General features: G+C 45.0%; 15 protein-coding genes. 11 read left to right on the top strand and 4 right to left on the bottom strand.

Features of this window, described 5'->3' with window-relative positions; genetic code table 11:
- Positions 1–606: 606 nt before the first annotated feature.
- Both TOCE_RS09475 and TOCE_RS09470 read right to left on the bottom strand, forming a co-directional pair.
- Positions 607–3,558, bottom strand: coding sequence for a phosphodiester glycosidase family protein (locus tag TOCE_RS09475; protein WP_013276631.1), 2,952 nt, complete (start codon positions 3,556–3,558; stop codon positions 607–609).
- A gap of 123 nt (positions 3,559–3,681) precedes the next feature.
- A complete protein-coding gene (locus TOCE_RS09470; protein WP_013276630.1) occupies positions 3,682–4,362 on the bottom strand; it encodes a heparan-alpha-glucosaminide N-acetyltransferase in 681 nt (226 codons plus the stop codon).
- A gap of 219 nt (positions 4,363–4,581) precedes the next feature.
- On the opposite strand from TOCE_RS09470, the gene TOCE_RS09465 reads away from it, so the two are divergent.
- The 9 genes from TOCE_RS09465 (at position 4,582) to TOCE_RS09425 (ending at position 14,345) form a co-directional block, all read left to right on the top strand.
- The gene (locus TOCE_RS09465) at positions 4,582–5,613 is read left to right on the top strand and encodes a LacI family DNA-binding transcriptional regulator (RefSeq protein WP_013276629.1); all 1,032 of its coding nucleotides are present in this window, start codon (positions 4,582–4,584) and stop codon (positions 5,611–5,613) included.
- 94 nt (positions 5,614–5,707) lie between these two features.
- Positions 5,708–6,226 (top strand): D-lyxose/D-mannose family sugar isomerase, encoded by a 519-nt coding sequence (locus TOCE_RS09460; RefSeq protein WP_425358481.1) that lies wholly within the window; start codon positions 5,708–5,710, stop codon positions 6,224–6,226.
- A gap of 16 nt (positions 6,227–6,242) precedes the next feature.
- Positions 6,243–7,187 (top strand): carbohydrate kinase family protein, encoded by a 945-nt coding sequence (locus tag TOCE_RS09455; RefSeq protein WP_041424229.1) that lies wholly within the window; start codon positions 6,243–6,245, stop codon positions 7,185–7,187.
- Positions 7,188–7,189: 2 nt separating this feature from the next.
- Positions 7,190–8,086, top strand: coding sequence for a class II fructose-bisphosphate aldolase (locus TOCE_RS09450; RefSeq protein WP_013276626.1), 897 nt, complete (start codon positions 7,190–7,192; stop codon positions 8,084–8,086).
- 20 nt (positions 8,087–8,106) lie between these two features.
- On the top strand, positions 8,107–9,612 hold the full coding sequence (gene xylB, locus TOCE_RS09445) for a xylulokinase (RefSeq protein ID WP_013276625.1): 1,506 nt from the start codon (positions 8,107–8,109) through the stop codon (positions 9,610–9,612).
- Positions 9,613–9,645: 33 nt separating this feature from the next.
- The gene (locus TOCE_RS09440; RefSeq protein WP_013276624.1) at positions 9,646–11,157 is read left to right on the top strand and encodes a sugar ABC transporter ATP-binding protein; all 1,512 of its coding nucleotides are present in this window, start codon (positions 9,646–9,648) and stop codon (positions 11,155–11,157) included.
- Positions 11,154–12,113, top strand: coding sequence for an ABC transporter permease (locus TOCE_RS09435; protein ID WP_013276623.1), 960 nt, complete (start codon positions 11,154–11,156; stop codon positions 12,111–12,113). The genes TOCE_RS09440 and TOCE_RS09435 overlap by 4 nt, the downstream gene beginning before the upstream one ends.
- Before the next feature lie 82 nt (positions 12,114–12,195).
- Entirely contained in the window at positions 12,196–13,185 is a 990-nt protein-coding gene (locus TOCE_RS09430; protein ID WP_013276622.1) for an ABC transporter substrate-binding protein, read from the top strand.
- A gap of 71 nt (positions 13,186–13,256) precedes the next feature.
- Positions 13,257–14,345, top strand: coding sequence for an aldose 1-epimerase family protein (locus TOCE_RS09425; RefSeq protein ID WP_013276621.1), 1,089 nt, complete (start codon positions 13,257–13,259; stop codon positions 14,343–14,345).
- A gap of 73 nt (positions 14,346–14,418) precedes the next feature.
- Here TOCE_RS09425 and TOCE_RS09420 read toward each other — a convergent pair whose 3' ends face one another.
- Positions 14,419–15,567, bottom strand: coding sequence for an MGDG synthase family glycosyltransferase (locus TOCE_RS09420; RefSeq protein ID WP_013276620.1), 1,149 nt, complete (start codon positions 15,565–15,567; stop codon positions 14,419–14,421).
- A 265-nt stretch (positions 15,568–15,832) separates the two neighbouring features.
- On the opposite strand from TOCE_RS09420, the gene TOCE_RS09415 reads away from it, so the two are divergent.
- Together TOCE_RS09415 and TOCE_RS09410 are read left to right on the top strand one after the other, a co-directional pair.
- A complete protein-coding gene (locus TOCE_RS09415) occupies positions 15,833–17,017 on the top strand; it encodes a M20 metallopeptidase family protein (RefSeq protein ID WP_013276619.1) in 1,185 nt (394 codons plus the stop codon).
- Between the two features lie 13 nt (positions 17,018–17,030).
- Positions 17,031–18,575, top strand: coding sequence for an AbgT family transporter (locus TOCE_RS09410; protein ID WP_013276618.1), 1,545 nt, complete (start codon positions 17,031–17,033; stop codon positions 18,573–18,575).
- A gap of 48 nt (positions 18,576–18,623) precedes the next feature.
- Here TOCE_RS09410 and TOCE_RS09405 read toward each other — a convergent pair whose 3' ends face one another.
- Complete coding sequence (locus TOCE_RS09405; RefSeq protein ID WP_013276617.1) at positions 18,624–19,874, bottom strand: efflux RND transporter periplasmic adaptor subunit; 1,251 nt, start codon at positions 19,872–19,874, stop codon at positions 18,624–18,626.
- Between the last annotated feature and the right edge of the window lies 1 nt (position 19,875).

Genomic DNA, 19,875 nt, shown 5'->3' with positions numbered 1-19,875 from the left:
TTATCATCGAAGTCTTTAAAGTCGCCCAACAGGAGAAGAATAAGTATCAGGAATACTATAAACGCCTTGCGATCATCAAAAAATCTGTGGGACATTTCGGTACCTCCTTTAACATTTTCTAGTTATAATATATGATAAATCGGTAATCGGGGTTACTTTTAAAGGCAACATTTTGATTGGCGAGTGAGAAAAGGGTCGTGAAATTTCCATCCCGGGGAGGATAAGTTCGCCGCCGTGCACCCGGAGGCCAATGGCCTGGTGCAGCTGGAATACGCCGAAGAACTGGGGATGGGCGCCAGGAACGACATAATAAGAGCCGTGCCTAGGGCACGGCTCATGTTTATATAACAAGGCTTAGCACTTGTCGTGGAAATCTTTTTCGCCTAACAATAGAAGAATCAGTATCAGAAATACTATAAACGCCTTGCGATCGTCAAAGAATCTCCTGCGGTCGTCGAAAAATCCGCCGGACATTCAGGCACCTCCTTTCATTTTCTTGTTATAATATATGATTAGTCGGCAATGGGGGTTCCTTTATAAAGGCAACACTTTAATCGCAGAAAAAAAAAAAGAGGGATTTCATATCCCTCTTTTATATAGTCAGAACTAACGGCTTATTTCCACCGTTTTTGCGGCAGGGTTCCATACCACCTTTGCCCCGAGCACCTCGCTCACGAATCTCAGCGGAACCATTGTCCTGGAGTTCTTCAGCTCGGCCTTGGTGTCGAAAGGCACGGTCTTTCCGTTCAAGATCGCTTTTTTCTCGCCTATCTTAAGGCTGATATTTTTCCCGTTGCCCTCTATTATGACCATGTTGTTTTTACTGTCCCAATGAACCCTGGCACCCAGGCTCTCAGAAATGAACCTGACGGGCACCATGGTGCGCTGCTCGCTGTTGATGTAGGGCTGCTGATCAGGAAAGTCCACCTCGACGCCGTTGACCTTAACGGTAAGATCAACCACCTGAAGCCTTATTTTTTCTGTGAGGCCTTCGGTTTTGACGGTGAGGTAAATTTCACCAGATTTTTTTGCGTTGATGGTAAGGGTTTTTGCGTCGAAGCTCGCCGACCCGGCAGGGGATACGGCGTATTCTACGGAATACGGGTAGCCGAGCTGTATTTTATGGCCCGCAGGAGAGATACCGTAGATCTTGAGAACCGTTGGCTGGCCCATTTTAAGCGCTGGAGTTTCGGTGATGATCTTTTCAAGTAACGGTACCACCCTGTAGTTTATTCTGTCTCCCTGAATATTGACCAGCACAGCTGCCGGTTCTCGAGCGTTTACTCCGGGGACGTTTACGTATCTGATCCCGTCCTCCATTCTGGTCGAAAATTTTTCCGCCCCTCCGGAAATCACCCACATGTTTCGGTAAGCATCCCTGTGATCGGAAAGGACCTTTTTGAGGAGGTCGCCCTCCAGCGGATCTTTGAAAGCCTCGGGAGTTCTGTCCAGGACCACAATGATGTTTTTATATTTGGAAGCGGCAGATTTTACGTCCTCTTTAAGTTTCAACCACTGGCCGGGGTTGGTAAGCCTCAGGCTGCCCTTCGAAGCGTCCAGGAATATAAAGAAGGTTCCGGCGACAGCGTGGGTGGAATAGCCGGATCCGGCCATCCTGTAATTTTTGAGGACTGCCGCTGCGCTGCCGTTCTGCGGGGCAAGGCCGCCGACATAGGCCCGACCCGCGATAACGTTGAACCCGGTCTTAAAACGCCCAAAGACCGAAGACGCCATATTGAAGGTCTTTTGGTAGGCCTGACTGTAGTTAGTGCCCATCAATAGGTCCCCGAAAACGCCGAAAGTTACGCTATCGCTCTGGAACGGGGTATTTGCCTCGTCAACGGGAAGCGGAACAGGGGGCAAAAGCGATTCGTCGAATTCTCCGGAGTCTCCTACCTTTACCAGGGCGCCGGCTTTAAGATTCATGAATCGGGCGATAACCGCACCCACCCCGGGGCTGGTCGATGCAATAAATACACCGTTTTCAAAGTATCCGGGGTTTCCGGTGACCTCCCAGGTAATGTCCACCGGCTCAATCGGAGCTCTGTAACCCATTCTGTCGACTGCATAAACTGCGAAGGATTTCTTCCCACCCGGGGAAAGCTGAATCCTGGCGGGTTCCACGGCGATCGCCGCTGTATCTTGCAGCACCCTGATGTTGACGGAGGCTTTGAGGTCACCTAAAGAAGCCGTAACGGTGCCGGTGCCGCTCTTTTCGGCGTAAAGTACGTTCCCGCTAAAAGTGCCCAGTCCCCCCGAAACGCTCCACCTGATAAGGCTTGGGTCCACATCGACGGGATTGTAGTTCTCGTCGAAGGCCTTTATATCAAATACTCTGTGGCCCTTTTTCGGTATGTTGAAGGAACTAGCGACTATTTTAAAGCCGTGGACCTTCCCCGAAGAGGGTAACTTTGCAAAGATGCCCAGGCCATTGACGACGGGCCTTTCGGTTTTTTCCGAAACGCTGTTAATGACGGCCGGAGCTTTTTCTCCTGGAGCCCTCACTACCATGGTGGACGAGCCTCCGCCGTCCAGGTTAATGGCGTTGTAAGCACCCAGGTTCAACATCAGCCGGGCCAGCTCTTCCTGGGTCATACCCCTGCTTTCCGCCTGCCTTCCGTCCACCACAGCCAGTATGAGAGTCTTGCCGTCTTTCGTAAAACCTATAGCCGTTCTGGGGTTTTGCCCCGCTATGTTGTGAGAGAAGGTGGGGGGTATTGCCCCGTTTTCCACAAGAACCGCACCGCCGCCCAGAGCCATTTTTAGGTTTGAAATGTCGGGCGTAATCTTTAGGTCGATCTTTACAACGTCTCCGATTGCAAACTTATTTTTTAAAAACTCCGAGCCTGCTCCTATGGCGGCGAGTATAAGGGAGTCATGCGGAATTTCGGCCGATCTTCCGTCAAAGATGTTGACAACCTCGCCGTTTTCGATAACGGCGAATGTCATATCGGGAGTGCCCGCCGGTAATGCCGGGGTGGTTTTTCCGAAGTCCGGGGTATAGACCATTATCCTGCCTTGTCCGGTACCCACCTTATTTACACCACCGATCTCAAAGGAAGTGCCGTCGGGAGCTTCCACCTTTCCGGTGAATTCCAGGCGCAGCAGCTGGGGTATCTTTTCAAATGTAAGGGCAAAGGCGGCCATGTCCTTTCTGTTGGATGGAGACGAGATAAGTTCACCGTCGGTCACCTGGACGCCTATGGGCGATGAAGGATTGGCCATTATGAAGAAGTCGCCGTTCACACCGGCAACAGCTCCGTTTTCCGCTACCATCCTGCTCAGGATCTGGCGCTCCGAAAGCCCTTTCGTGTTCATTATGGCATCTATGTCCACATTTTCCGAAGTCAGGTCTACTTTCAGGATATGTATTTTTTGCCACCCCAGGGATGTAAATACCGTCCTTCCTTCATAGGTGACTCCCCGGGTTACCGGAAACCCGTCCACTTCTTCGTGGAGGAGCACCTCTTGAGCTAAGCCCTGGAACGCAGAAGAGAAAAGCAGGAAAAATGCAAGAAAAGCCGGTAGAATCCGCTTGGCGATGATTCCCAGGTGCATTTTGAATTCAACTCCTTGTTAATTTTTTTTGGTGTCCCTTTCCTAAATATTCTAATTCTATGCGCCCGGGGAATTTCCTTTATATGTAACAAACTTGTAATATTTAATTGGGTGAAAGCGATATTAGAGTAGACCCGTTCTCCGGACAAGGTAGAAGAGAAAAAGGAGGATTGGCTGGTGAACCAGATAGATAAAGAGGGAGTGCCGTCCCAGGCGGGATAAAGGGTTTTCGGTAAGGGTGCCGAGGAGCCTGAATCCCCTGGCGTAAAACAGTTGTCCCAAGGCCGTGCCGTAGAGGAAGACACCGAAGTAGGGCAGGAGGGGGTAATAGTCCAGGGAAGCGAAAGAGCGGGTCGTAAGCCCGAAAGGGAAAACATATGGATTCCGGACCGTTAGGGTGTTGAAATAGATACCGGTTGCGATTGTGGCAGTGCCGAGAAGGATCACTGCCGCCGGCTTCATTCTTTTTAAGAGCCCTGAGATCATATAGGCAGAGCCCAGGAAGTGAAGTATCCCGAATTTTATATAGTTGGTTTTATCCAGGGTGTAGGTTGCCGCCGTGAGGGCCATACCGAGCAGAAAGATGCGGATGCCTCTTAAAACGGGGCGGCAGCTGAAACAGGAGCTTATGCCAGCGATAGCTATGAACATAATAGCTGAAAGCTTCCCCTCGTAGTACCAGAAGCCGCGGGTATAATCGATGTCGACGCCGAAGTAGTAGGAAAGGTCGAAAACGGCATGGAATATTACCATCAGCACGATGGCTATGCCGCGGAAAAAGTCGAGTTCAACAATACGCTTCATAAAAATACCAGCCCTTCGGGTGTTTTTATCTTAGTATACCATCCCGGAGGGAAAATATATAGTATGGGCAAAATTTTTACGCGGCTCCAGAGAACTAAATTGAGGCTAAAAAGCCTTTAAAAAGAATAGCATAAAAAATTTTTTTGTAGCAGGAAAACCAAAATTTATGGCGAAATAATATAGCATAATGACAACGTTATCAAAATACAGAGGTGTTAGATGAAAAATATACGTAAACAACCTACAATAAAGGATGTAGCAAGAGAAGCAGGAGTATCACTTAAAACAGTATCGAGGGTTATAAATAATTCCAGCAAGGTTAAACCGGAGACCCGGGAGAAGGTTTTAAAAGCAATTAAAACCTTGGGATACCGCCCGAACGCAGTTGCGAGAGGACTAAGGATTAAAAAAACTTACTCCATAGGTGTGATTATCGCAGATATTACGAACAATTTCTATAGCAATATAGTTAGAGGAATAGAAGATGTCGCTCTCAGTAGAAATTACAGCATGCTGCTTGCAAACTCTGATGAGATGCTTTCAAAAGAGAAATTATACACTAGGGTTTTTACTGAAAAACAGATTGAAGGGATGATAATTGTTCCTTCGGCAGGTTCTAAGGAGTATTTGAAGCCTCTATTAAAGAATGTTCCAATTGTATTCATCGATAGAGATGTCGAAGAATTAGAAGTATCGTCAGTTACTGTAGATAATGAAAGAGGGGCATACGAACTCACAAAACATCTTATAGTGGACCACGGTTACACGAAAATTGCATATATATCCCATACTATGGGCGTTACGACGAGCGACAAGAGATACGAAGGATTTAAAAGAGCATTGTATGAATTTGGTATTACCCCGATTGCTGAACTAATCAAGCTCGATAATAAAACTGCACAAGATGGGTATCGAGCAACAAAAGAAATAATAAGCAGCGGTAACAGACCTCAAGCCATTTTTACAAGTAATAACGTGATGGCCTTGGGCGCTATGAAAGCGCTGGAATATTATTCTTTAGAAGCGCCGAGGGATATAGCATTGGTGACCTTCGATGACATTAAATGGGCAGAAGGATTCAGACCTCATCTGACTGTAATGTCCCAGCCGGCCTATGAAATAGGAAGGCACGCAGCAAATATCCTGTTTAAACAGATGGATGGAGAATCCAAATTGGAAAAAGTTGTATTACCTACCCAGTTGATCATAAGGGATTCCTGCGGCTGTACTATGATTAAAAAAAATAATTAATACAATATATATTTTTTATGACAACGTTAGACATTTTTCATTCTAAAAAGAAGAGGGGTGTAGAAAGGTGTTGAAAAAGTCAAAAGTAAAAGAAATTCAGGAAAAAGTTTATGAAGCATTGAAAAAGGCCAATATAGCAATAACCCCCGAGGAAAAGGAGAACATTGAGGTTGCGGACTTCGGCTTGGGTGATTTAGAAAATACAGGTCTTCAGCTCCTAGTCTATGTCAACACCGACAGGTATTGCGCCAAGGAATTGGTGCTGTTCCCCGGACAAACATGCCCGGAGCACAGGCATCCTCCGGTAAACGGCAAGCCGGGAAAGCAGGAAACCTTCCGCTGCAGATACGGAAAAGTATATTTGTATGTAGAGGGGGAAAAGACTGAAAACCCTCACTGCAGACCGCCTAAAGGGAGCGAACAGTATTATACCGTCTGGCATGAGATCGAATTAAACCCGGGTGAGCAATATACCATAGAGCCCAATACATTGCATTGGTTCCAGGCAGGAGAGGAAGGTGCTATAGTTTCCGAGTTTTCCTCCCACAGCGATGATGAATCAGACATATTTACGGACCCAAGAATAAAAAGAATACCTGAAATTGAGGACTAGATTGGGGGTTAAATTTTTGCCTGAAGTAACCTGTATAGGTATTTTAGTGGCCGACATTATCGGTGCGCCAGTTATTGAATATCCGGAAGCGGGAAGACTGGTTACAGTGGATAGTATAGGTCTTTATACGGGAGGATGTGCGGTAAACACTGCAATAGCCCTTTCTAGGCTGGGAATAAAAACCGGATTAATCGGAAAGGTAGGCTGCGATTACCTGGGAGAATTTTTAATAGATTCATTAAAAAAAGAAGGCGTAGATACAGGGGGAATAGTCAGAACTGATGTAAAAAATACTTCCAGCACGATTGTAATAGTAGATAAGAGCGGAGAACGGAGCTTTATTCATTATGTAGGGGCAAATGCGGAATTTGGGTTGGATGACATGAACTTTGAACTGTTAAAGGGTAACAAAATAGTGCACATAGCTGGAAGTTTCCTGATGCCCAAGTTTGATGGGATTGAAACTGCAAAAGCCCTAAAAAGAATAAAAGAAATGGGAGTGACGACATCAGTAGATACTGCTTGGGATGCCAGTGGAAGATGGCTAAAAACGATTGAGCCATGCCTTCCCTACATTGATATTTTTATACCGAGTATAGATGAGGCTAAAATGATAAGTGGTGAAGAAAAACCTGAAAAAATTGCAGAGTTCTTCATGTCTTATGGAATTAAAACCGTTGTTATAAAAATGGGCTCGGCAGGTAGTTTCGGCTGCAATAAGCAGGAACAGATATATATGCCGCCTTTTAAGGTTGAGGTTAAAGATACCACTGGAGCAGGGGATTCGTTTGTAGCCGGGTTTCTAACAGGAATCGTTAGAGAATTTTCCCTTGAGGAATCCCTGGAATTGGGGAATGCTGCTGGAGCGCTTTGCGTCACCAGTTACGGAGCATCAGCTGGTATAAAGTCATTAGCCGATACTCTTGAATTCATAAAACGGCACAAAGATGGAGAGATATAATCATGCTTGTTTCGACAAAGGTCATACTTGAAAAAGCAAAACAATATGGCTTTGGTGTTGCTGCTCCTAATGTAATTAATATGGAAACCGTAGAAGCGGCATTTGAAGCCGCAAGCGAACTAAACGCACCCATAATAATAGATGTGGCTGAACCCCACGGCGTCGAAAAACTAGGCCCTATTGTGAAATACTATGCTGAAAAGTTTTCTCACGTAATTGCCTCGTTACATTTGGATCATGGAACTTCCTTTGAAATAGCTATAAAGGCCATAAAAGAAGGCTATACATCCATTATGGTTGATCGGTCCACTCTTCCTTTTGAAGAAAATGTAGCCCAGGTAAAGGAAATAGTAAAGATAGCACATGCGGCAGGAGTATCCGTAGAAGCTGAACTGGGGCATGTGGGACAGGGATATGAGTATGAAAAAACACGGGATGAGGGCCTTACAAAAGTTGACGAAGCAGTCGAATATGTGAAGCAAACCGGGGTGGATATGCTGGCGGTAGCCATAGGGACTTCTCACGGAACTTACAGAGGCCTTCCGAGGATAGATTTTGAACTGCTTGAAAAAATAAGTTCCGCGGTTGATGTGCCATTGGTTATCCACGGCGGATCCGGTACGGGCGATGAGAACTTAAAGAAAGCTGTAAAAATGGGAATTCAAAAAGTCAACCTGTTTACCGATTTGAGCAATGCGGGCTTGAATGCGATGTATGAATACATTAAGAATGGCGATATAGCAGCAGAGGAAGAGGATTTTGAAACCGGAAAAGTTGTAAAAGTGCCACCGAATTTGTTTAATGCTTTTAGATCTGCGAAGGAAGGATACAAGCGCATGCTTAAACACTATATGTGTCTATTTGAGTCCGACGATAAAGCGGGACTTTATAAAATCTAAGAATAATAGGTGAAAAGAAAATGTATTTTTTGGGCATTGATGTGGGGACTTCCTCGGTTAAAATCATTTTGATGGATATGAACGGAACATCTATTTTTACAACCTCCAGACAATATCCGTTGCACTATCCGCATGTCGGATGGGCTGAGCAGGATCCTGAAGATTGGTGGAGGGGGGTTAAAGACGGAATCAGAGAAATATTAGAAAAGTCGAAAGTACCTGCCGAAGCAATAAAGGCCGTAGGGTTGAGCGGCCAGATGCACGGTTTGGTGGCACTTGATAAAAACGATCGAGTTTTAATGCCTGCAATTTTATGGTGTGACCAAAGAACACAAGAAGAGTGTGATTATTTAAATAATACAATCGGAGTAAGTTTGCTCGCAAAATATACCGGTAATAAAGCTCTCGCTGGTTTTACGGCACCTAAAATTTTATGGGTAAAAAACCATAAAAAACATATATTTGAAAAAATAGCCCATATTCTCCTCCCAAAGGATTTTATTAGGTTTAAATTGACGGGAGAATATGCTACCGATGTATCAGACGCGTCAGGTACATTACTTTTTGACGTTGAAAATAGAAAATGGTCACAAAAGATGCTTGAAATAGTTGGGATTTCCGAAAGCGTTCTTCCAGAATGCTATGAATCTTATGAAGTCACCGGCAAGATTTCTCAATGGGCAGCAGATGAAACAGGCCTGATTGCCGGTACTCCCGTGGTTGGAGGGGGAGGAGATCAAGCCTGCGGTGCGGTTGGTACAGGTACTGTAGAAAGCGGTATAATATCGGTGGCATTAGGTACTTCAGGTGTCGTGTTCGCATGCCAGGACAGCTACAGTGTTGATGAGGAAAGCAGATTACATTCTTTCTGCCATGCCAACGGGAAATGGCATGTGATGGGAGTTATGCTTTCAGCAGCGTCATGTCTAAAGTGGTGGGTTGAAAATGTGACCACTTACGGTGAGAAAAACGGTTATGATCTATTACTGGAAGAAGCAGAAAAGAGTTCTCCGGGAAGCAATGGCATCATATTTCTACCGTATTTAATGGGCGAAAGGACCCCTTACAATGATCCGGATGCAAGAGGCTCTTTTATAGGTTTGAATATAACGCATAAAAGAGGAGACATGACCAGAGCTATACTGGAAGGTGTGGCTTTTGGACTCAGGGATTCCCTGGAAATAATAAGGGAAATGCAGATTCCGATAAAATCCGCAAGGGTAAGTGGTGGAGGTGCGACGAGCACTTTGTGGCGGCGGATCCTGGCGAGTGTATTTAACTTAAGAGTTGATGTAGTGAATTCTACCGAAGGTCCGGCATTTGGAGCTGCAATACTAGCTGCGGTAGGAGCTGGTGCTTTCAGAGATGTCAATGAAGCATCTAGGAGTATTATAAAAACCATGGACAGTGTCTTCCCGGATGATGCCGAAGTAAATGTTTATAACGATATATATAAAATATACCATGGTCTTTATAAAAATTTAAATAAGTCTTTTGCAAATATATCAAAGCTTTTTCAGAGGTGATTTCGCAAAAATTTTTTTAGGAGAGATAATTTTATGGAAAATTTGTTACTCAAAGCAGAAAATATTTCAAAACAATTTTCCGGCGTTAAGGCGTTACAAAATGTGAGCTTCGAATTAAGAAAAGGTGAAGTTCACGCACTGTTAGGAGAAAACGGAGCGGGGAAATCGACTTTTGTAAAAATCCTTGCAGGTATACACAAGAAAGATGAAGGTACTATTTATATCGATGGAAAGCCGGTGACAATTGACAACCCGAAAGCTGCACAGGAACATAAAATAAGCATCATACACCAGGAATTGAACCTCTGTCCGCATCTAACAGTAGCCCAGAATATCTTTCTCGGAAGGGAATACATGATAAATGGTGTGATAAATGAAAAAAGGCAAAATGAAGAAGCTAAAAAAATATTAAAGAAATTCAACCTGGATATTGACCCGGCAACCAAGGTAAAAAACCTCCCTGTGTCAAAGCAACAGATGGTAGAAATAGCTAAAGCCATATCTACCGACGCAAGGATACTTATAATGGACGAACCGACCTCAGCACTTACGGAAAATGAAATTGAAGAACTCTTTTCGATGATTAAAAAGTTGAAGGAAAACGGCTGCGGAATAATATATATTTCACATCGCCTTGAAGAACTGAAGGAAATAGCGGATAGGGTCACGGTTTTCAGAGATGGAAAATATATAAAGACCCTTGATTTTAAAGACACAAGGTTGGACGAGCTTATTTCCCTAATGGTGGGAAGAGAAATAAACGAAAAGTTCCCTAGAGTCGAGGTTCCAAGGGGCGAAAAAATTTTTGAAGTGAGGAATATAAGCCGGGGCAATATACTGAAGAATATTTCATTCGAACTCTATGAAGGGGAAATTCTTGGATTTGCTGGACTTATGGGTTCGGGTAGAACGGAGCTTATGAGGGCTATTTTTGGAGCCGACAAAAGGGACAGCGGTGAAATTTACTTACATGGAAAAAAACTTAATATAAATTCACCAGCCGATGCAATTAAGAATGGAATAGTATACGTCCCGGAAGATAGAAAACACGATGGTCTCGCTCTCAACATGTGCGTTTCTCATAATATTACGATGGCAAGCGTGGAAAGTATTTGTAACAAAATAGGCGTTCTGAATACAAAAAAAGAAATTTCTGTTTCCAATAAGATAGTTTCCGATCTAAAAATTAAGACACCAAGCCTTTTTCAAAGAGTAAGAAACCTGAGCGGTGGCAATCAGCAGAAAATAGTTGTAGGAAAATGGATTTTAAAAAATCCGGCACTGTATATATTTGATGAACCTACAAGGGGTATAGATGTAGGCGCAAAAATTGAGATATACAATATTCTTAATCAATTGAAACAGAAGGGTATTGGCGTAATAATCGTGTCATCAGAACTCCCTGAACTGCTGGGAATTAGCGATAGAATATATGTGATGTGCGAAGGAGAAATAAAGGCTAATTTGATTACAAGGAGGACTACGCAGAAGGAAATAATGTATTATGCAACATTATATAAAAATGAAAGGAAAGTAGTGTTATGAAAACTGGTGATATTATGAAAGGCTTGAATAGTAACACTTTTCAAAGATTGTCGGTATTGAGCATATTGATCATCATGTGCATAATTTTTGGTCTATCGAGTAAAGTCTTTTTTTCCACCGAAAACCTTTTAACGGTTGCATTACAAACAGTGATCATAGCGATAATAGCTATAGGTCAAACGTTTGTCATAATCACTACTGGAATAGACCTTTCGATAGGTTCTACCATAGCATTGTCCGGCATAATAACCTCAATGCTGCTTGTGGCAAAAGTTCCGGTATTTTTTTCAATTATGGTAGGGCTCCTGGTTGGCATTATTATAGGTTTCATAAACGGTTTAGTAATAGTTTATGGGAAAGTTCCACCGTTTATCGTGACTTTAGGTACAATGAGTATAGTTAGGGGCATTGCGTTGGTACTGACCAACGGTATCCCAATTACCAATCTCCCGCCGGGCTTTACAGTAATAGGTTCGGGCAGGGTTCTTGGCATTCCTATCCCGGTTTACATTATGATAGTGCTGGCGCTAGTTTTTGGATTCATACTTTCAAAAACAAAACTGGGCAGGTATAACTATGCCATTGGTAGCAATTTCGAAGCTGCCAGACTTTCTGGAATTGATACAAATAAAGTGCTGATATCTATCTATTCTATAAGCGGCTTTTTAGCTGCATGCGCAGGAATCATACTGACCGCGCGAATAGTATCAGGCCAGCCCACAGCAGGTACGGGGTATGAACTTGATGCGGTGGCAGCATCGGTAATAGGCGGCGCGAGTCTGTTGGGTGGAGAGGGAACGGTCCTGGGAGCAGTTATAGGAGCTTTTGTGATTGGGGTTCTCAGAAACGGTTTGAATTTATTAAATGTCTCCGCTTTTTGGCAGCAGATAGCAATAGGTATAGTTATAATCGCGGCCGTTTACTTTGATGGTTTAAGGAGAAATAAACTTTCATAACTTTAAATTATAAAACTTGGCATTCTATTTTGAAGAATGCCGGGTTTTAAGATAATATATTAAGATTAAGGAGGTATCTCTAATGCTTAGACGCATCAAGCTGATGTCCGTTCTTATCACTGCCGCCATACTTTTTTCGTTCGTACTTGCAGGGTGCGGCGGTAGTGGCAACAGTACGGGGGCTAATGCGGAAGGGGGTAAAAAGTACAACTTTGTTCTCATCACCATGGATTCCATGGACCAGCATTGGCTATCCGTGAAGAGGGGTGCAGAAGAGAAAGCCCAGGAACTTGGCAATGTCACCGTTACGTTTAGAGCTCCGGCGGATAAAACTGATCCCGGTGAACAGGTAAGAATGGTTGAGGATGCTATCAACCAGAAGGCTGATGCAATACTTCTCGCTCCCCTTGATGCAGAGGCATTAAAGCCGGTAGTAGAAAAAGCAGCAGATGCAAACATTCCTGTAATCATTATTGATTCCCCGGTCAACACCGATAAAATAGTAAGTTTCATTGCAACAGACAATATAAAAGCTGCACAGATTGCAGCTGACACCCTGGCAGAATTAATTGGCAAGAAAGGTAAAATAGCCATTATCAATCACCAGCCCGGTGCCGGGACGGCAATGATGAGAGAGAATGGCTTCAAAGAAGTGATCAAGAATAAATATCCTGATATTCAAATTGTTACGACCCAGTACAGTATGGGTGATAAGACAAAAGCCATGAACCAGGCTCTTGACATAATGACAGCAAATCCTGATCTTGCCGGATTTTACGCTTGCAACGAAGGGTCAACTGTTGGTGTTGCACAGGCGATAAAACAGAGGAATGCTACCGGCAAAATAAAGCTGGTGGGCTTCGATAAATCTCAGGATACAATAAATGCAATAAATGAAGGAATGTTGCAGGCAACTATGGTTCAGAACCCGTATAAGATGGGGAGCTTAGGTGTGCAATTTGCTTATGATACGCTTCAAGGAAAAGAAGTAGAAAAGAAAGTGGATACAGGCGTAACAGTAATTACAAAAGAGAACGTCGAAGAGATAATTAGCGGCTCGCTAAGTAAATAACCGAGTCTCATAAAGGCTGTTGAATTACTTCAGCAGCCTTTATGCATATTTCAATAGGAGGATGATTTAGATTGCCGATAGTAAATAATGTGTATTATAGTAAAAAGGAACTTTTAAGAAAGTGTGGGACGATAAATCAAATTGCCGGTTATAAAAGGTATTTTTTTTCTGAGGGAAAGGCAAGAGGCGTGGAGGCGGTAGATGTTAATAATGGTAATGGCCTTAGATTTACAATTTTATTGGATAGAAATATGGATATCGCCTTTGCCGATTTTCGAGGGGTGAATTTAGCGTATATAACAAAAAATGGAATAGTTGCACCCCAGTTTTTTGAAAAAGACGGCAATGAGTGGTTTAGAAGCTTCATTGGTGGACTTCTTACAACATGCGGTATATCTTACGCCGGCGCACCATGTGTTGATTTGGGGGAAAATTTAGGGCTCCACGGTAGGATAAGCAACTGCCCTGCTGACAATATTTGTTGTAGAAATTATTGGGATGGAGAGGATTTTATTATCGAGGTTTCGGGTCAATCCCATGAGACTAAGTTTTTCGGGGAAAATCTGACTTTGCACCGAACTATAAAGGTTAAGGCGGGGGAGAACAGGATATTTCTTCATGACAGAATTGAAAATAACGGTTTTGAAAGCACGCCGATCATGATGATTTACCATTGTAATTTGGGATTTCCTCTGGTTGATGAAGGTAGCGAAATATATATTAATTCTGACAGGTCAATTCCAACGAGTTTAGAATCTGAAAAAAATATGAAAGACCAATTTAAAATCACTTCCCCTAAGCATGGAACTATAGAAAACGTATACTTTCACGAGTTTTTAGAAAACAAAGAAATGGGTTTAGCCGTGCTTTTTAACAAAAAATTGATGGGTAATGGTCTTGGCTTATACATAAAATTTGACTTAAAAGAACTCCCATATCTTAATCTATGGAAGATGATGGGTGAAGGAGAGTACGTAGTGGGATTAGAGCCTTCAAATTGTATGACCCTCGGTCGAGATAAAGAGAGGGAGAGAGGTACATTAAGATATATCGAACCCGGAGAAATTAAAGATTTTATTTTAGAAATAGGAATAATAGAAGATGTAAGCAAAAAATTAGGTGGAAAATTGAACATATTTGAAGAATTACTAAAAGGGTGAAAAATCCCCTCAGTTTTAGTGAAGCAAGTAAAATAATCCCCGGTCTTTTTAAGACCGGGGATTTGATATTTCGTCAAAAGGAAATTAATGCGGTTTTATTGCCGTGATCCGCCAGGCTGAGTACTATATCCGCTGCCTTCTCCGCCGGCCGGGTCTTTTTTAAGCCTGCGGCGTTCCTCTTCATGGTTTGAATGAGGTGTTTGTTGCGGGTCAATTCTTTAACCAGATCCACAAGCTCTTTTTGATTTTGGGCTTTTTTAGCCACGCCTTTTTTAAGTAGGAACGCGGCGTTTCTCTCCTCCTGGCCGGGCAGGGGGTTATATAGGACGATGGGCAATTCCTTAGAGATGGCTTCCGCGATGGTGAGGCCGCCGGCTTTTGTGATGAGCAGATCAGCCGCTCCCATGTAATCCCACATGTTTCTCACAAATCCCAGGACCCTCACGTTGTCCAGGTGGTTTTCCGCGACGATCCTCCGAAGAGCCTCCCGTAAGGGCGGGTTTTTACCGCAAATTATAGCGAGCTGCACCGTCGCCGAAGCCAGTTGTTTAACGGTATACTCATCCAGGACCGTGAGGCCCAGGCCGCCTCCGGTCACAAGCAAAAGGGGCACATCTTCCCTGAACCCTAACGCCCTCTTGGCGTCGGTCCCGATCACCTCCCGGTGGAAATTGGGGTCTATGGGTATGCCGGTGGGGTATATGATGCTTGGATTGATCCCGAAATCCAACATGGGTTTCAGCAGGAACTCGTCGGCGGTGATATAGGCATTCGTATGGTCGTTTATCCAGAAGCCGTGGACGTCAAAGTCGGTGATCACGACTGCCAGTGGGGTTTCGAGCCCCTTCTGCTTCAAACGGGACGCCACGCAGGCCGGGAAGGGATGGGTGCAGACGATTACGTCGGGCCTTTCTTTATCAAGGATTTCCCTGAGGAAAAAATACATAGCGGACCGGAGCAGTTTCTTTGCAAGCCCTGCCTTCTTTTTATTTCTTTCCCTTTCGTAGAAATACCCCCATATTTCGGGCTTCATGTTGATGGCGCTCAGGTACATCTTCAGGGTGACTTTTGAAACATGGGGATGGAAATATTGAAAAAAGTTGATAACCTTGACTTCAGTGTCGGGGGATATATTTTTTATGCCTTTTGAGAGGGCGAGAGCGGCTCTCTCGTGACCGGCCCCGAATTTCTCCGACAGTATCAGGACTTTTTTGCAGTCCATCGAAATAACCCCCGTTTCCAAAGGGAACTAAGATAACATTAACACAAAATCAATATGGAGTAAAGCTGAGGGACTTTGGACCGTCATGCCTGACAAAAAATTATCAAACAAGGTCGAAAAAAAGGCAGCTGGCCCAAAATAGCTTAAAAATGCGATAAAATCCCGGTCATTGAGTCGTTAGAGATTAATTTTTTGGTTGCATAAATATTAAATTTTATATATAATTTTTCGCAATATACTTTAAAACGTTAAAGGAGTGAAGGACATGCAAGACATCCGAGAAGAAGTAAAAAAGATTTTCCCAAAAGTACAGGCTTTACGCCGCGATTTTCACGCGCATCCGGAGCTCGGCTTTGAGGAGACGCGCACCTCCAAAATTGTGGAGGAAACTCTCAAAAGTCTGGGCCTTGAGGTAAAGACCGGAATCGCCAAAACGGGGGTTGTTGGGTTGCTGGATACCGGAAAGCCCGGTCCAACGGTAGCCCTGCGGGCTGATATGGATGCCCTGCCCGTAAGGGATGCCAAAAAGGTGCCTTACGCCTCCACCGTTGAAGGGGTCTGCCATGCCTGCGGCCACGACGGCCATACCGCCATGCTGTTAGGGGCTGCAATAGCTTTGTCATCGTTGAAGGACGCTTTTTGTGGAAAAGTTAAATTCATCTTCCAACCCTGTGAAGAAATAGTTCCGGGAGGGGCAAAATTCATGGTTGAAGCCGGGGTGCTGGAAAATCCTAAAGTGGATAACATCTTCGGCCTTCACCTTTGGACCAGTTACCCCGTCGGCACCGTCGGTTTAAAAGCCGGTCCCTTTATGGCAGCACCTGATTCATTTACAGCGGAGATCATCGGCAAAGGCGGCCACGGTTCCGCCCCCCATGAAACCGTCGATGCCGTGGTGGTGGCCGCCCAAGTGGTTACCGCATTGCAGACGATTGTCAGCCGATCCGTAAAGCCCATCGAACCGGCGGTAATAAGCGTAGGTACACTGCAGGCGGGGTACACCTTCAATGTAATCGCCGACATCGCCAAAATCTCCGGCACCGTTCGAACCTACAGCGATGAAACTCGCGCACTTATTCAAAAAAGAATGGAGGAAATTCTAAAAGGGATAACTGCGGCTTACGGTGCCGATTATCGTTTTAACTATACGTACGGTTATCCGTCACTTATAAACGACGAAAAAGTAACAGGCTACGTACGGCAAATTGCTGCACAGGTGGTGGGAGCGGAAAACGTCATCGATGCCGAACCGGTGATGGGAGGCGAAGACTTCGCTTACTATTTGCAGAAGGTTCCCGGTGCCTTTGCCTTCGTGGGAGCTAAAAACGAAGCTAAAGGTATTGTTGCTCCCCATCATCACCCGGAATTTGACATAGATGAGGATGCTCTGGCCATCGGTGTGGAACTTTTGGTACGCTACGTTTTGAATAACGGAAAGCTTAGAGCATAGAGGAGGGATGAAAATGAGTGTTGCTACCACAAAAAAATTAGCGGATATCCAAAAGAACAAAACATCTCTTCTTGATAAACTTTTGAATTTAGTGGAACGCGGCGGTAATAAATTGCCGGACCCGGCTACTTTGTTTTTCGGGCTTTCTCTGCTTGTAATTATCCTCTCTCATGTGGCGGCTGTCGCCGGATGGCAGGCTGTAAATCCGGCCACCAAAGAAGTGGTAAGAGCGGTAAGTTTGCTTCAAAGAGAAAACATCGTTAAAATTCTTACCGAAATGGTCAACAACTTTGCTACCTTCCCACCCCTCGGGCTGGTGCTGGTGGTGATGATGGGAGTAGGTGTCGCCGAATCCAGCGGTTTGATAAGTGCACTTTTGCGCAGGTTGTTGATCGGCGCTCCAGTCTCGGTTATCGTGCCGGCGGTTGTATTTGCGGGAATTATGGGAAATGCCGCCGGAGACTCGGCTTTCATAGTGCTTCCGCCCCTGGCAGCGATGATTTTTGCAAGCGTCGGCAGGCATCCCATCGCAGGGATTGCCGCAGCCTATGCCGGAGTGGCCGGTGGTTTCAGCGCCAATTTATTTGTCAATATGTCGGACGTGTTGCTGGCAGGTTTTACGGAAAAGGCGGCCCAGATCATCGACCCCAAGTATATTGCCAATCCAGCTATGAATTATTATTTCTTCATTGCATCTACTTTTCTCCTAACTTTCGTAGGGAGCTGGGTGACGGTAAAGGTTGTTGAACCCCGTTTAGGTGCCTTCCTGGGCCAGAATGAGACGTTCCATCCCCTAAACGATGTAGAAAAGAAAGCACTGCGGGTCGCGGGCCTCATTGCCCTGGCTTATGTGGGCCTAATCGCCTATTTGACCCTGCCCGCCAATGCGCTGTTGAGGGATCCGCAAACCGGTTCCCTGATCGTCTCTCCCTTCATGAAAGGTTTAGTGCCGATCATGACCGGATTTTTCCTGTTTCCGGCCATTGGCTACGGTATCGTTGCCGGAACCATTAAATCCGATAAAGATCTGGCCGCCCAGATGGGAAAAGCGATGAGCACGATGGGTTCGTATATTGTTCTTGCTTTTCTGGCTGCCCAATTCATGGCATTCTTCAACTGGAGCAACATGGGCACTATTCTGGCCATAAAGGGTGCCAACTTCCTGCAAAATATTGGCTTTACCGGCTTACCACTGCTGCTCGGCATCATAATCTTAACCTCTATGATCAACCTACTGGTTGCCAGCGCTTCCGCTAAATGGGCTGTGCTGGGGCCGGTCTTCGTTCCGATGCTCATGCTTTTGGGGTATTCCCCGGCCTTCACTCAGCTGGCTTACAGGATAGGGGACTCCATTACCAACCCCATCACCCCGCTGCTCGCTTATTTTCCCATTGCCCTCTCGCAGGCCCGTAAATATGACGAAAAGTTGGGGATGGGTACGCTTATATCTACCCTACTTCCTTTTTCAATCTACTTCGCACTGGGATGGTTTATCATGTTCTCTCTCTGGTATCTCCTCGACCTACCCCTGGGTCCCGGGAATATGATCCGGCTGTAATAGATTTTAAATCGTCCCCTGATCGGTTGTACCGGTCAGGGATTTTTGTTATTTTACACGTATTTTTCTTCCTTCTTTAAGCCCTGCCAGCTGGGGATTTAGTATGACCAGGTCTCCTTTTTTCAAGCCCTCTTCTATAACCGCAAGGCTTTCGCTTTCAAAACCGGTTTTTACCGGACGAACTTTTGCCCTTTTGCCCTCCACCACCCATACGGCGTCACCATTTTCGTAGGGGAATAGTGCGGTTTTGGGCACCGCCAGCACGCCTTCCCTTTTATCCGTTGTAAATTCCACATCGAGCACGGTGCCGGGGATTAATTGCAGGTTTTGGGGAGCCAGAGGTTTTACGGTAACTTTGACGCGCTGTTCTTCGAGGCCCAGGGATGATATCTTTTCCACGGCGGTAGGAGCTACCTTTTCTACAACTCCATCGAAAATGAGGTTTTCGCTTTTCCTTTCCTGAATCAATTTCACCTTCATTCCATCTGCTATATCCGGTGCCGAGTCAGCCGGGACGAAAACCTCCACGAGGTATTCGCCCTTTTGAAAAATCTTCATCAGTCTGGAGCCGGGATTTACGACATCGCCCTGCTTGACGGTAAGGTCGGCCACTATTCCATCTACCGGTGAAGTAATCCTGCACCTTTCGATCCTGTACTTAAGTAAGTCGATCTGGGATTGTAGAGCTTCGGCCCTCCCCGAGTAATATTGCCGGGACTCACCGGTGGGGTTTCGGGACTCATAAAGTAGTTTCAGGGCTTCCTGCTGCCGCTGGAGGTTGATTTTCGCCGTTTCCATCATATTTCTGGCATTCTCGTATTCTTTTAACGTAACGGCGCCTTCGCTATACAATTTTTCCATTCTCTTAAAATCATTTTCCAGGATTGTAAGGTCATGCCGGGCCTGTTCTACCAGTAATTCCTGGCTTTTTATTTCAGAGTCCAGGGGTTTTTGGAAAGCCTTGGCCTCTTCGCCCCGGAGGCTTTTAAGCTCGGCCTGAAGTTGCTTTAATTGAAACTCCAGCTCTTTTGAATTCAGTAGGGCCAATATATCTCCTGCCTTTACCTGCTGGCCCTCTTCTACATTAAGTTTGACTATTTCACCTGCCTGAAGGCTGTGGACGGAATACTCCACCGCGGGAATTACTTGACCTTCCTCCTTAAAAGTCCTGGTTACCGTGACCGGTTGAACTTTCAGGACTTCTGCGTCAATGCCCCTATTGTTTTCGTAGAAAAAAGTCCCCACCAGGGCGATTAAGATTATCGAAACTATCAATATTTTTCTTTTCACAGTCCTCACC

It is taken from the genome of Thermosediminibacter oceani DSM 16646, from assembly GCF_000144645.1.
Classification (GTDB): Bacteria; Bacillota; Thermosediminibacteria; order Thermosediminibacterales; family Thermosediminibacteraceae; genus Thermosediminibacter; species Thermosediminibacter oceani.
This window is presented reverse-complemented; position numbering and strand designations above follow the sequence as displayed.

Coding starts and splice junctions, on each gene's coding strand:
- TOCE_RS09475 (WP_013276631.1), bottom strand. CDS start 3,558: ATGCACCTGGGAATCATCGCCAAGCGGATTCTACCGGCTTTTCTTGCA.
- TOCE_RS09470 (WP_013276630.1), bottom strand. CDS start 4,362: ATGAAGCGTATTGTTGAACTCGACTTTTTCCGCGGCATAGCCATCGTG.
- TOCE_RS09465 (WP_013276629.1), top strand. CDS start 4,582: ATGAAAAATATACGTAAACAACCTACAATAAAGGATGTAGCAAGAGAA.
- TOCE_RS09450 (WP_013276626.1), top strand. CDS start 7,190: ATGCTTGTTTCGACAAAGGTCATACTTGAAAAAGCAAAACAATATGGC.
- xylB (WP_013276625.1), top strand. CDS start 8,107: ATGTATTTTTTGGGCATTGATGTGGGGACTTCCTCGGTTAAAATCATT.
- TOCE_RS09440 (WP_013276624.1), top strand. CDS start 9,646: ATGGAAAATTTGTTACTCAAAGCAGAAAATATTTCAAAACAATTTTCC.
- TOCE_RS09435 (WP_013276623.1), top strand. CDS start 11,154: ATGAAAACTGGTGATATTATGAAAGGCTTGAATAGTAACACTTTTCAA.
- TOCE_RS09430 (WP_013276622.1), top strand. CDS start 12,196: ATGCTTAGACGCATCAAGCTGATGTCCGTTCTTATCACTGCCGCCATA.
- TOCE_RS09420 (WP_013276620.1), bottom strand. CDS start 15,567: ATGGACTGCAAAAAAGTCCTGATACTGTCGGAGAAATTCGGGGCCGGT.
- TOCE_RS09415 (WP_013276619.1), top strand. CDS start 15,833: ATGCAAGACATCCGAGAAGAAGTAAAAAAGATTTTCCCAAAAGTACAG.
- TOCE_RS09410 (WP_013276618.1), top strand. CDS start 17,031: ATGAGTGTTGCTACCACAAAAAAATTAGCGGATATCCAAAAGAACAAA.